General features: G+C 66.0%; 11 protein-coding genes. 6 read left to right on the top strand and 5 right to left on the bottom strand.

Going from position 1 to position 12,818, the window contains the following annotated elements:
- Positions 1-26: 26 nt before the first annotated feature.
- The 3 genes from PP1Y_RS22840 to PP1Y_RS22830 all read left to right on the top strand — a co-directional run bounded on the left by PP1Y_RS22840 (position 27) and on the right by PP1Y_RS22830 (position 3,351).
- Positions 27-1,808, top strand: a complete 1,782-nt coding sequence (locus tag PP1Y_RS22840; RefSeq protein ID WP_041559119.1) for a VWA domain-containing protein — start codon at positions 27-29, stop codon at positions 1,806-1,808.
- A gap of 32 nt (positions 1,809-1,840) precedes the next feature.
- Entirely contained in the window at positions 1,841-2,569 is a 729-nt protein-coding gene (locus tag PP1Y_RS22835) for an OmpA family protein (protein WP_013834298.1), read from the top strand.
- Positions 2,570-2,760: 191 nt separating this feature from the next.
- Positions 2,761-3,351: a hypothetical protein gene (locus PP1Y_RS22830; RefSeq protein ID WP_051010096.1), complete on the top strand. Its 591-nt coding sequence runs from the start codon at positions 2,761-2,763 to the stop codon at positions 3,349-3,351.
- Positions 3,352-3,357: 6 nt separating this feature from the next.
- Here PP1Y_RS22830 and PP1Y_RS22825 read toward each other — a convergent pair whose 3' ends face one another.
- The 4 genes from PP1Y_RS22825 to uvrB form a co-directional block, all read right to left on the bottom strand.
- Complete coding sequence (locus PP1Y_RS22825; protein WP_013834296.1) at positions 3,358-3,786, bottom strand: plastocyanin/azurin family copper-binding protein; 429 nt, start codon at positions 3,784-3,786, stop codon at positions 3,358-3,360.
- Positions 3,787-3,880: 94 nt separating this feature from the next.
- Complete coding sequence (locus tag PP1Y_RS22820; RefSeq protein ID WP_013834295.1) at positions 3,881-5,395, bottom strand: S10 family peptidase; 1,515 nt, start codon at positions 5,393-5,395, stop codon at positions 3,881-3,883.
- A gap of 92 nt (positions 5,396-5,487) precedes the next feature.
- Positions 5,488-6,510: a sensor histidine kinase gene (locus PP1Y_RS22815; protein ID WP_007012274.1), complete on the bottom strand. Its 1,023-nt coding sequence runs from the start codon at positions 6,508-6,510 to the stop codon at positions 5,488-5,490.
- A gap of 230 nt (positions 6,511-6,740) precedes the next feature.
- Entirely contained in the window at positions 6,741-8,927 is a 2,187-nt protein-coding gene (uvrB, locus tag PP1Y_RS22810; protein ID WP_013834294.1) for an excinuclease ABC subunit UvrB, read from the bottom strand.
- A gap of 118 nt (positions 8,928-9,045) precedes the next feature.
- On the opposite strand from uvrB, the gene PP1Y_RS22805 reads away from it, so the two are divergent.
- Both PP1Y_RS22805 and PP1Y_RS22800 read left to right on the top strand, forming a co-directional pair.
- Positions 9,046-9,597: a DUF3617 domain-containing protein gene (locus PP1Y_RS22805; RefSeq protein ID WP_013834293.1), complete on the top strand. Its 552-nt coding sequence runs from the start codon at positions 9,046-9,048 to the stop codon at positions 9,595-9,597.
- Positions 9,598-9,634: 37 nt separating this feature from the next.
- On the top strand, positions 9,635-10,393 hold the full coding sequence (locus tag PP1Y_RS22800) for a triacylglycerol lipase (protein ID WP_013834292.1): 759 nt from the start codon (positions 9,635-9,637) through the stop codon (positions 10,391-10,393).
- Positions 10,394-10,419: 26 nt separating this feature from the next.
- Here the strand turns inward: PP1Y_RS22800 and PP1Y_RS22795 are convergent, their stop codons facing one another.
- Entirely contained in the window at positions 10,420-11,940 is a 1,521-nt protein-coding gene (locus PP1Y_RS22795) for a YifB family Mg chelatase-like AAA ATPase (protein WP_013834291.1), read from the bottom strand.
- A 152-nt stretch (positions 11,941-12,092) separates the two neighbouring features.
- On the opposite strand from PP1Y_RS22795, the gene PP1Y_RS22790 reads away from it, so the two are divergent.
- Complete coding sequence (locus PP1Y_RS22790) at positions 12,093-12,779, top strand: alpha/beta hydrolase (RefSeq protein ID WP_013834290.1); 687 nt, start codon at positions 12,093-12,095, stop codon at positions 12,777-12,779.
- The last annotated feature ends 39 nt before the right edge of the window (positions 12,780-12,818 follow it).

The raw sequence follows: 12,818 nt of genomic DNA, 5'->3' as shown, positions 1-12,818 counted from the left end.
GAAAGAATCCGAGAGGAGGGAAGGCCATGCCGAAGCAAAACGCAGGCCCGCGTTCATGGATTGCGGGCACGAGTATTTCGACGGTTCTCTTTCTTGTCGCCGGCTGTGCGGGTGAAACCGGCGATCTGGCAAGCGGGCAGGGCGCCGTGCAGGCCGATGCGACAAGACCGCGCGAGGCCGCGACCCAGGCGCCGCCTGCCGTGGCCGTTCAGGATGGAACCACGATCGTGACCACCGCGCAGCGCAAGAATGCGGGCTCGGTTCAGGCCGAGGCGCAAGTCGCCCCGCCGGCGTCGATCGCGATGGCCGCGCCGCCTTCACCCCCTTCACCCCCTCCACCTCCTCCACCCTATTCTTCGCGGCTTCTCGTTCCGCCGGTCCAGGTGGCGACCGACCCCGGGCGTGAGCAATACGAGGGCAAGGAGGTCTCACCCGTCCATCTCGCGCGCGAGGAGCCCGTCTCGACCTTCTCGGTCGACGTCGACACCGGCGCTTATGCCAATGCCCGCCGCTTCCTGGCGCAAGGCCAGCTTCCCCCGGCGCGGGCCGTGCGCACGGAGGAGATGATCAACTATTTCCGCTACGACTATGCGCGGCCCGAAAGCCGGGACGTTCCCTTCTCGGTAACGACCGACCTTGCGCTCACGCCCTGGAACCCGGCCACCCGGCTCCTGCGCGTGGGCCTGCGTGGCTATGACCTCCCGCGCGAGGGACGGCCGCCCGCCAACCTCGTTTTTCTTGTCGACGTGTCCGGCTCGATGAACGCGCCCGACAAGCTGCCGCTGCTCAAGTCGGCACTGGCCGGGCTCGCGGGTGAACTGGGCAAGCAGGACAAGGTCTCGATCGTCGTCTATGCCGGTGCGGCCGGGCTGGTGCTCGAGCCGACCAACGACACCCGCAAGATCCGCGATGCGCTGGACCGATTGCAGGCGGGCGGATCGACTGCCGGGGCCGCCGGGCTCCAGCTGGCCTACAACATTGCCCGGGACAACTTCATCGAAGGCGGGGTGAACCGTATCCTCATCGGCACCGATGGCGATTTCAACGTCGGTGTCACCAACCGCGACGACCTGATCGCCATGATCGAAAAGGAGCGCGACAACGGCATCACGCTCACCACGCTCGGCTTCGGGCAGGGCAATTACAATGAAGCGCTGATGGAGCAGATCGCCGACCACGGGAACGGCAACTACGCGTATATCGACAGCGCTCTGGAAGCGAAGAAGGTGCTGGGCGAGCAGATGAGCTCTACCCTGTTCACCATCGCCAAGGACGTGAAGATCCAGGTCGAGTTCAACCCCGCCCAGGTCAGCCAGTATCGCCTGCTCGGTTATGAGAACCGGGCGCTGCGCGAACAGGATTTCGACAACGACAAGGTCGATGCCGGCGACATCGGCGCCGGCCACCAGGTCACCGCGATCTACGAGATCGTGCCTGCCGGTGCGAAAGGCTGGATCGCGCCGCGCCGCTATGACGATCCGCTGCCCGCGGCGGCCAGGCAGTCCGGCGAGCTGGCCTTCGTCAAGCTGCGCTATAAGCTGCCCGGCGGCAAAGTCTCGAAGCTGATCGAGCGCCCGGTTCCTGCGCGCCTGATGGCCGCCGCCGCGCGGCCGCGCGGGGATTTCGCCTTTGCCGCCGCGGTTGCCGCCTTCGGCCAGTCGCTGCGCGGCGACGACCTGCTGGGCGGCTTCACCCCCGCGCAGATCCGCCAGCTTGCCGGTGCCCAGGACGATTACTGGCGGCAGGAGTTCGTCAAGCTTGTCGACGTCGCCGATTCGCTTGGGGGCAATTCGCGCGAAGGAGGCTGACAGCGCCGGGTTTGCGCCCTAGGCTTGAGGGCATGAACCCGCGCCGAGCCTCGATTGCTGCAGCCGGAGCTGCCCTGTGCCTGGCCTTGTCCTTCGCCGCCTCCCGCCTTTACGGGCCGGTCTTCATCGCCGGGTTGGAGCGCAAGGCGGTGGCCGCCCGCGATGCGGCGGGCGGGCAGGACATCGACCTGGCTTTCCGCGACCGCTACGGCTGGTACACACGCCACCCGATCCTTTCCGGAGGGCGCAAGCTCGACGCGGCCACGCGCAAGCGGGTGGCATCGGCAGTTGCCGAAGTGCCGGGCATAGGCGGTGTAAGCTGGGCGCGGGATAGCGAAGGCGTCCCGGCCGTGACCACATTGCATTGCCAGGACGACGTCCAGACGATCCTGCGGACACGCACGATCCGCTTTTCCGAGGCCAGCGCGCGCATCGACCCGGCCAGCGAGCGGCTGCTCGATGAAGTCGCCCATGCCCTTCGGCCCTGCGTGGGCAGCATTATTGCGGTGACCGGCCATACCGATGGCGTCGGCAACAGCGAGGCCAATGTCGCGCTGTCCAAGGCGCGGGCGGAAGCGGTGCGATGGGCTCTCGTCGGGCGCGGCATTCCGGCCGACGGATTGCGGGCGGCTGGCGTGGGGGCGCGCGATCCGATTCCGGGGCTCGATCCGCGCGATCCGGCCAACCGCCGCATTGAATTCTCGGTGATCACGTCCGCGCCGGTCAAGCCGACGCCGATCGATACGCCGGGGCCGGGCTGATATGAACTTGTCTGTTGAGCGCGCGCCCGACTTTGGTCATGGGCAGATCCGCGAGGCCACGGGATCGTGGCAGAAAGGATGCGCGGATGCCGCTTTGGCTTGAAATGGCCGTCTCGGTGCTGCTGACATATTGCGTCGGCTTCGGCATCGGCTGGCTCTTGTGGAACCGGAAGGGATAGATCTTGGTGCAGATGATCGAAGCCAATTGGCTGATCTTTATTGCCGCTCTGCTGATCGGCATTGTCGTTGCCTACTGGCTCTTCGTGCATGGCTCGAAGCAGGGCAGGCGCGATCGCCGGCCCGACGTCCTCGATGAAGGGGCCGCTCCGGCCAAGCGCAACCAGGCGCTGATCGACGCGCCGCCTGCCGCCCATATCGATCCGCCCGCGATGGCGGGCACGATGGCTGGTATAGGCGAGGTGATCGCAGTCGCCGCGCAGGACGAAGTCGACGCGGTGAAAAAGCCCGCAGCGCCTGCGCCCACTCCCACAACCACTTCCGCACCCGCCCCTGCCGCGCCGAAGGCCGAAACGGCAGCTGGCGAGGCTGACGATCTGCGCAAGATCAAGGGGCTCGGCCCCAAGATGGCGACGCTCCTGACCTCGCTCGGCGTGACCCGCTACGAGCAGATCGCGGCCTGGACCGAGGCGGATCTCGACGAGTTGGACACCAAGCTGGGCTCTTTCGCGGGACGTCCGCGCCGCGACAACTGGGTTGAGCAGGCAAAGCTCCTCTCGAGCGGAGACAGCGCCGCCTATGAGGCCAAGTTCGGCAAGCTCTGATGCGCGTCAGTCGACGACGATCTTCCCCTTCATGCCGAACCCGGCATGAAGGAAATGTGTGCACTTGAGCGGGTAGGTCGCCGGTGCCTGCGGGGCGGTCAGCCTGAGATCGACCGCCTCGCCGCCCTTCAGTTCGATCTTGCCGTCCCTCACCTTGCCCCTGTCGTCCGGGGCAAGCGCGGCGTCGGCGAAGAAGGCCCCGGCCTGGAAGTTGTGGCCTCCCTTGGCGCCATTGACGATGTGCAGGACGTAGGGGCGTCCGTGATGCAGGGCGATCACCGATGGATCGAAAGCGAAGTTGCTGAGCGTGACGGTAATCCGCTCGGCCGGTGGCGCGGCATTGCCGTCGGCGGCGGCAGCTGTCGGGATCGTCACCGCAGCGGCGGCAAGGGCTGCGGCTGCAAGGGCGCGGTTAGCAAGCGGGGGCAGGCGCACGGTTACTCTCCCGGTTGGACCGGGCGATCATACGCCCCGTGCGCTGCCCCGTCGCGCTGAATCGATAGCTGCGCGTCGTCGCAGCGGCTGGCGCTCAGCCCCTTGCCCGGTAGCTGGCCATGACATCCTGACGCATCATCTCGCCGCTGTCCGAGCGCGAATAGAACATGTGCCCGCCGGGGTACATGTGCAGGCGCACCCGGTTCTCGACGCCGAAGTCGGGCATCTGCGAAACGATGAGGCGTGAGGCGAAGTAGGGGCAGGACAGGTCGTCCCAGCCATGGACGATATCGACCGTCATCTTCGGGTCGATGGAAATGGCGCGCCGCAGGTCGGAAACCGGGCTGTCGGTATCGTCGCGGTCCCACTTCTCGTTCACGTCGTAGGACAGCGCGTTGTAGCGCGCATCGACCTTCCAGCCGACCTGCCGGGTGACGAAGTCCACCATGGCTGAAGTCGTCGGAGCGATCAGCGTGGTCAGCAGCGGATCGTTATACTGGGGCGAAGCGCTGGCCGGGAAGGGGTCGTAGGCGGTGTAGTTGGAATCGTAGACCGATCCGATGAGCCCCTGATCGCGGCGGATTTCGCGAAGGTAAGTGGCAATGTCGACGCGTCCGTTCATGCGACGGACCATCGCCGGATCCAGTCCGGTGAGTTCCGCGACCCTGGCCGAAAGCCGGTCGGTCGCGGCCTTGTCGCGCGGTCCGGCAAGGAAATCCTGAACGAACTGGGTACGCATGTAGGTTTCGACCGGGCCCATCGTGGCATCGTCGAGGTGCAGGCCCTGACGCTCGAAATGCCCCGCCGCCATCGATGGATAGGCGATCATCCAGGGCAGGGGTGAAAGGGCATCGTCCTCGCCGATGGCGGGCGGGTCGAGATAGGGCGAGACCAGCGTCATTCCGGAAATGCCGACGCCCATCTGCGTCTGCAGGTAATAGGCGAGGCGCGGGACCCGGTAGCCGCCATAGCTTTCGCCGGTGAGGTACTTGCGGCTGGTCAGACGATCGTTGGCGACGAGCCAGTCATAGACGATGCGGCTGAGGTAGTGGATGTCGGCATCGGCCGAATAGAATGCCTTCTTCGACTGCTCTTCGTCCACGCGTGAGCGCGAAAACCCGGTTCCTATGGGATCGATGAAGACGAGATCGGTGAAATCGAGCCAGGAATTGGGATTGTCGCGCAGCACCGCCGGGTCGGACGGGGCATCGCCCTGTGCGCCGAACGGTACGCGCTTGGGGCCGATCGCACCGAGGTTGAGATAGACCGAGGCCGCGCCGGGGCCGCCGTTGAAAGCGAAGGTGACGGGCCGGTCGGTTGCGCGTCCGGGGACGGTATAGGCGGTATAGACGACCTCGCCGATGACCTTGCCCTTGTCGTCCTTGACGGGAAGGGCGCCGACTGTGGCGGTGTAGTTCACGGTCTTCCCGCCGATCACGGCCGATTGCCTGATCGATTTCGGAGCGGGGAAGGGTTCGAGCCGGTCTTCGGCGCTCTTGTCGTCGGACTTGGCCTCGGCGGCCTTTTCCTCGGCATGGAGCGCGACGGGGGAGAGGGTGGAAGCGGCGGTAAAGATGGCGGCCGATGCGGCCAGAGCGAGAAGTCGCATGGGGGGAAGTGACCTCGATTGCAGTGCCTTGGGCACCCGAAGCGGGGCACTTTATCGTCCGTCGCGCCGCCTGCAAGGGGCTGGCCGCGCGCCTAGTTGCCGTTGCCGCGCCGCAAGTGGACGCTGCGTCCGCGCGCGGTCTCGCCGACGAAATATTCCGCCTCGGCCTGCCGGGCGAAGGCTTCCATGAGGCCCACTCCCATGCCGGCGGTTCCCGCGGCCTTCTGCTGGCGCGATTCGTCCGCGGCGCCGACGCCGTCGTCCACCACCCTGAGCTCCCAGTTGTCCTCGTTGCCGGTGAACGTCACGCTGACCTTGCCGGCGGCGCCGTCGGGGAATGCGTACTTGGCGCTGTTGGTCAGCGCCTCGTTGATGAACAGGCAGATGGCGACGGCAGTCTGCTGCGGCAGTTCGCAATCGCTGGACCTGACCTCGATTTCGACAAGGTCGTGAAAGGACCCGGCCGATACCCGGGAGACGACGTCGCCGACATACTGGCGCATCGGCACGTAAGAGCCTTCCGCGTCGGTCAGCTTGAGGTTCTCATAGGCGCGCGCGAAGGTGTCGACGCGGCCGATCGCCTGGTCGAGCGCCTCGACGATTTCGGGATTGTCGTGACGCCGCCGCTGCAGCGAGAGCAGGCTGGCGACGAGGGCGAAATTGTTCTTGGTGCGATGCTCCAGTTCGCGCAGCAGCACCTGTCGCCGCTCCAGTTCGGCATCGCGAGCGCGGGTAACTTGCCGGACCGCGCGGCGGAAGATCTCGGCCAGCACCAGCACGACCAGAACCGCCATTGCGTTGATCGCCACGCGCGGCGGGTCGGTCGCGACCACGAACCGGAACGAATGGACCGTGGGCAGGACGATCCACCAGGCCCAGAAGAAGCTGATCAGGTAGGCGACCGCGCCGGCCTGCCAGTGACCGTAGAGCGTGGCGATCAGGATCGTGGGATAGACCAGCGCGAAGGGACCCGAGGTCGGCGCCCACATGTTGATGGCCGCGCGCAGTGCGATCATCGCCAGGGCGCAGATGATGCCGAAGCCGATCTGGGCAAGGATTCGCCGGGTTTCGCTGGGAATGTTCGCCGTGACGTCGAAGCTGGCCAGTCGGTGCATAGGGGTCTTCGCGCTCTCTCCGGTCAGCCGGTGCATCACCTGAAGACCCCGAACGCACAGGCGGACGGGGTCTCGATGTCAGTTAACTCGTGGTCGCGCGCGGCGTCGTGTGACCTGGTAACACTATCGTACGCGACTTGTTTCCTGTCGATGGAAATATTCCGCGCGCTGCCGCGCGCAGGACAGGGCAAGTGCCCAGGATCGGACAATATTCAGCTTGCGCGCTTTCGTCAGCGGCCGAACTTTCTTTGCGTCTTGCCGTAACGCAGCTTTCGCGTCCCCGGCTTGCCTTCGTTGGACCGGCCCACCAGCGGGGCCTTCTTCTGTGCGTCCGGCAGGCCGAGTTCGCTGGCCTCGAGGCGGCGGATCTCGTCGCGCAGGCGTCCCGCTTCCTCGAACTCGAGGTCGGCTGCCGCAGCACGCATGCGCTGCTCCAGTTCCTCGATGTAGGCGCGCAGGTTGTGGCCGACCAGTTCATTGCGCTCGCCGTCCTCGAGATCGACGACCACGCCGTTGCGGCTGGCGGTATCGGCGACGATGTCGGCGATGCGGCGCTTGATCGTCTGCGGGGTGATGCCGTTGGCCTCGTTGAACGCCTGCTGCTTTTCGCGGCGGCGGTCGGTCTCGGCGATGGCGCGCTCCATCGAGCCGGTCATGCGGTCGGCATAGAGGATCACGCGGCCATCGACGTTGCGCGCAGCGCGCCCGATGGTCTGGATCAACGATGTTTCGCTGCGCAGGAAGCCTTCCTTGTCGGCATCGAGGATGCACACGAGCCCGCATTCGGGAATGTCGAGGCCCTCGCGCAGCAGGTTGATGCCCACCAGCACGTCGTAAACGCCCATGCGCAAGTCGCGGATCAGCTCGATGCGCTCGAGCGTTTCGACGTCGGAGTGCATGTAGCGCACGCGCACACCTGCCTCGTGCATGAACTCGGTAAGGTCCTCGGCCATGCGCTTGGTCAGGGTGGTGACGAGGGTGCGATAGCCCTTGGCTGCGGTTTCCTTGCACTCGTTGATGCAGTCCTGCACCTGGTCCTCGACCGGGCGGATGGTCACCGGCGGGTCGATCAGACCGGTGGGACGGATGACCTGTTCGGCGAAGACGCCGCCGGTCTGCTCCATCTCCCAACTGCCGGGCGTGGCCGAGACAGCGAAGGTCTGCGGGCGCATCGCATCCCACTCATTGAAGCGCAGCGGGCGGTTGTCGATGCAGCTGGGCAGCCGGAAACCGTACTCGGCCAGCGTGATCTTGCGGCGATGGTCTCCCTTGGACATCGCGCCGATCTGCGGCACCGTCTGGTGGCTTTCGTCGACGAACAGCAGGGCATTGTCGGGCAGGTACTCGAACAGCGTGGGCGGTGGTTCGCCCGGCATGCGCCCGGTGAGGAAGCGCGAGTAGTTCTCGATGCCGTTGCACGAACCGGTCGCGGCGATCATCTCGAGGTCGAACTGGGTGCGCTGCTCCAGCCGCTGCGCTTCCAGGAGGCGGCCTTCGGCTTCGAGTTCCTTGAGTCGCTCGGTCAGCTCGAAGCGGATCGCCTCGCTCGCCTGCTTCATCGTCGGGCCGGGGGTGACGTAGTGCGAATTGGCATAGACCCGGATCTTCTCCAGCGCCGCGCCCTTCTTGCCGGTCAGCGGATCGAACTCGGAGATCTCCTCGATCTCGTCGCCGAAGAACGAGATGCGCCAGGCCATGTCCTCGTAGTGCGAGGGGAAGATTTCCAGATTGTCGCCGCGCACGCGGAAAGTGCCGCGAGTGAAGGCGGCATCGTTGCGCTTGTACTGCAGGGCGACGAGCTTGCGAATGATCTCGCGCTGGTCCTGGGTTTCGCCCGCCTTGAGGTCGAAGATCATCGCCGAGTACGTCTCGACCGAGCCGATGCCGTAGAGGCAGGAGACCGAGGCGACGATGATCACGTCGTCGCGTTCGAGCAGGGCGCGCGTGGCCGAGTGGCGCATCCGGTCGATCGCCTCGTTCACCGAGCTTTCCTTCTCGATGTAGGTGTCGGAGCGGGGTACGTAGGCTTCGGGCTGGTAGTAGTCGTAGTACGATACGAAGTACTCGACCGCGTTGTCCGGGAAGAAGTCCTTGAACTCTGCATAGAGCTGGGCGGCAAGGATCTTGTTGGGCGCCAGGATCAGCGCGGGACGCTGCAGTTCCTCGATCACCTTGGCCATCGTGAAGGTCTTGCCCGAGCCGGTGACCCCCAGCAGCACTTGCGTGCGTTCGCCTTCCTGTGCCGATTGCACCAGTTCCGAGATGGCGGTCGGCTGGTCGCCCGCCGGTTCGTAGTCGGAGACGATCCGGAACTTCTTGCCCGGCAGAGACTTTTCGGGTCGCAGCGGCTTGTGGGGGACGAAGTGGCCCGAGGTATCGGGTTCCTCGAGCCCGCGGCGGATGACGAGTTCGGCCATGGCGGAACATATGGGGTATATGAAGGCCCGCCGCAATGATGGAGAGTGAATCGTTGGCAGTTCACAGGGCGGGTGTTACGCCCTCGCCCAAGGGGATGGTCCAGAGGGAAGACAGGACATGAAACCACTTATCGCCATAGCCGCTGCCGGCATCGCGGTGCTGACGCTCGCGGGATGCGGCTCGGAAAAGGAACCGGCCAGGAGCCCGGAAGAGCAGGCCTCGGTCGCGAAGCAGGAAGTTGCCAAGCTCGAACCTCCGCAGCCTGGCCAGTACCGCCAGACGGTGGAATTCACGAAGTTCGAAGTTCCCGGGATGAGCAAGGAAGGCGCTGCCCAGTTCAAGACGATGATGGCGAACGTTCCGCCCCGCACTTACTGCCTGACCCAAGCGGAGGCGGACAAGGGCTACAAGGACATGCTCGATTCGCTACCTGGCGACAGCCAGTGCAGTTATTCGCGCTTCGACGTCAGTGGCGGTACTCTGAACGCTCAGTTGGAGTGCAAGGACAAGTCCGGTGCAAAAGCGATGGCTACGATGGTCGGTACCGTCAGCCCGCAGGGCTCCGAGGTAAATCTCGACATGGAGCAGTCGATGCCCGGCATGGGTGAGCGGATGGCCAAGATGTCGATGCACATGAAGACGACGCGCCTCGGCGACTGCGAATCCTGAGGCGCTGCGGTACCGAGGCAGGGAGTACGCGGATTACATGAGTGACGGGCGGGCCGAGAACGGACTGGCGGGATTGCGCGAGGCGCTTGCCCGCCGCGCGGCTCTGGCCCGCCAGCCCCGGCCGGAAGGTGCGCGCGCGCCTTCGCTGCGCCTCTTCCTTGCCGAACTGGCCTCGCTCCGACGTGGACGGCCCAAGCCTGTCGCGGTGGAGAAATCCGAGCATCCGCAGGTGGTCATGCTGCTGCCCGGTTTCGGGGCGCATCCCAACCGGATGAGGCCGATGGCCGATGCATTGGCCGAGGCCGGGCATTCGGTTCACGAATGGGGGCTGGGTTTCAACTTCGGCCCCAACCAGCACAATTTCGCCTATCTCATGCGCCGCGTCGGCGCGCTGGCCCGGCAGCACCGCAATCCGGTGGCGCTGGTCGGCTGGAGCCTTGGCGGACTGTTCGCCCGTGAAATCGCGCAGCGCCAGCCCGAAAACGTCGCCAAGGTGATCACCATGGGCACGCCCTTCTCGGGCGACCCGCGCAACAACAATGCCTGGCGGGCCTATCAGGTCATCACCGGCCATGCGGTGGACAAGCCGCCGATCGAGGTCGACTTCGCGATCAAGCCGCCGGTGCCGACAATCGCCCTGTGGAGCCCGCGCGACGGGGTGATCCACCCCCGTTCGGCCTGCGGCTGGGCCGACGAGCGCGACAGGGCCGTATCGGTGCGCTGCACCCACCTGGGTTTCGCCAGCGATCCCAGGGTCGTCGCCGAAGTTCTGCGCCAGCTCGACCTTCCCGATTGAGAGCGAGGCGCGCGCCGCTGGGCACTTCAGGCGCGCGGCGGCTGCCGGCGATAGCTGAGGGCTTCCGCCAGGTGAATCCGGCCGATCTGCTTCGCTCCGGCCAGGTCGGCGATCGTTCGCGCCACGCGCAGGACGCGGGTATAGCCGCGGGCGGACAGGTGCATGGCCTCGGCCGCCTGCATCAGGAGCCTGCGCCCGTCTTCGTCGGGTGTCGCGTGCTGCTCGAGCAGGTCTCCGCCGAGTTCCGCATTGGTGCGCGCAGGCGTACCCTCAAGGCGCTGCGACTGGATTGCCCGTGCGCGGCCGACGCGCCGGGCGACTTCGGCCGAACCTTCCATAGGTGGTGGCAGGGCGAGGTCGACGGCGCGGACCGGATCGACGTCGACGTGCAGGTCGATGCGGTCGAGCAGGGGGCCGGAAACCTTGCTCTGATAATCCGCAGCGCATCTCGGTGCGCGTGAGCAGGCCAGCGCCGGATCGCCCAGGTGGCCGCAGCGGCACGGGTTCATCGCGGCGACAAGCTGGACGCGCGCCGGAAAGGTGACATGGGCATTGGCCCGCGCGACGGTGACTTCGCCGGTTTCCAGCGGCTGGCGCAGTGAATCGAGCACGGCGCGCTGGAATTCCGGAAGTTCGTCGAGGAACAGCACGCCAAGGTGGGCCATGGAGATCTCTCCGGGCCTGACCTTCAGTCCCCCGCCGGTCAGCGCCGCGATCGAGGCGGAGTGGTGCGGCGCGCGATAGGGCCGGGCACGGGAAATGCGGCCCTCCTCAAGCGTCCCGGCGACCGAGGCGACCATCGAGACTTCCAGCGCCTCGGCCGCGGTCAGCTCGGGCAGGATGCCGGGCAGGCACGAGGCGAGCAGCGACTTTCCCGCACCCGGCGGACCTGCCATCAGCAGGTTGTGCGACCCGGCCGCCGCGATTTCGAGGGCCCGCTTGGCGGTTTCCTGGCCCTTCACCTGCCTGAGGTCCGGCCCGCTGGGCACCGGGTCGGCGCGGCCCGGTTCGGGTGGGCGCAGGACCTGCGTGCCCTTGAGGTGATTGAGCAGGCTGACGAGATCCGGCGCGGCCAGCACCGGCACGCCGTCTCTGCCGCCGCTCACCCAACTGGCCTCGCTGCCTTGCGCGGCCGGACAGATCAGTCCTTTCTCCGTCTCGCTGGCATGGAGCGCGGCGAGCAGCACCCCGGGTGAGGGGATTACCCTGCCATCGAGCGCGAGTTCGCCCACGGCCACGAAGTCGGCCAGGTGTTCGGCATCGACAACGCCCATCGCCGCCAGCAGCGAAAGCGCTATCGGCAGGTCGTAGTGCGAGCCTTCCTTGGGCAGGTCCGCAGGGGAGAGGTTGATCGTGATCCGCTTGGGAGGAAGCGCGAGGCCCATCGACGTGAGCGCGGCGTTCACCCGCTGGCGGCTTTCGCCCACTGCCTTGTCGGGCAGGCCGACGAGATGGAAGCCGGGCATCCCGGGAGCGACCTGGCACTGCACTTCGACAGCGCGCGCCTCCAGCCCGAGGTAGGCGACCGTCGCGACGAGTGAGACCACTCCCTTACCCTTTTTCCTTGCAAATCCGCGTGTTGGACGATGCGATCCTTGCAGAAGCGGAGGGCGGGCGCAGCCAGGGAATTTATCCCTTACACGCTTTTAACCGAATCGCGCAGGGCTTGGGTAAGTGGCGGAGCCGCATTTTCGCGGGCATGCGCTCGACCGCTGCGATCCTTGCCCTGGTGGCTCTGACTGTCTTGTCCCCCCTGTCGGCACAAGAGATCACCTATGAGGTCGTCGATGTGGATGCCGATCATGCCGGCGACGGCGGCGAGCGCATACTGCATGGCGAGGTTGCCGCAATCCCGCAGGGTATCGCCGCCTATGGCCCGTTCCGCGTGCTGGACGATGGCCATGCCGCGCTGGTCGACGTCACCGATGCCCGCAGCCCCGCCCAGTTCGCCGCCATGCTCAAGGACTATCCGGGCATCGGCATGATCGAGATGATCGAATGCCCGGGCACCGAAGACGACCTCGCCAACCTGCGGCTGGGGCGGATGATCCGCGACAAGGGAATTGCCACTCATGTTCCTGCGGGCGGCTCGGTCAGATCGGGCGGCGTCGAGCTGTTTCTGGCAGGCGCGCGGCGCTATGCCGATGCCGGAGCGGAATTCGCGGTCCATTCGTGGATGGACGACACTGGACTGGAACCGGACGACTATGCCGCCAATGCGCCGGAGAATCGCCGCTACATCGTCTATTACGAGCAGATGGGCATGAGCCCGATCGAAGCTCAGGCCTTTTATGCCATGACCAATTCGGTCCCGTTCGAATCGGCCCGCTGGTTCGGCGCGAACGAAATGGGGCTTTGGGTTTCGCTGGACAGGGGCGGAGCCTGAGCCGTTCGACCTTCCTGAATGCGGCGCCTCTTCGACCAA

This window comes from Novosphingobium sp. PP1Y (assembly GCF_000253255.1).
GTDB lineage: Bacteria > Pseudomonadota > Alphaproteobacteria > Sphingomonadales > Sphingomonadaceae > Novosphingobium.
The sequence above is the reverse complement of the archived record's forward strand: the minus strand, read 5'-3'. Positions and strand labels throughout refer to the sequence as shown.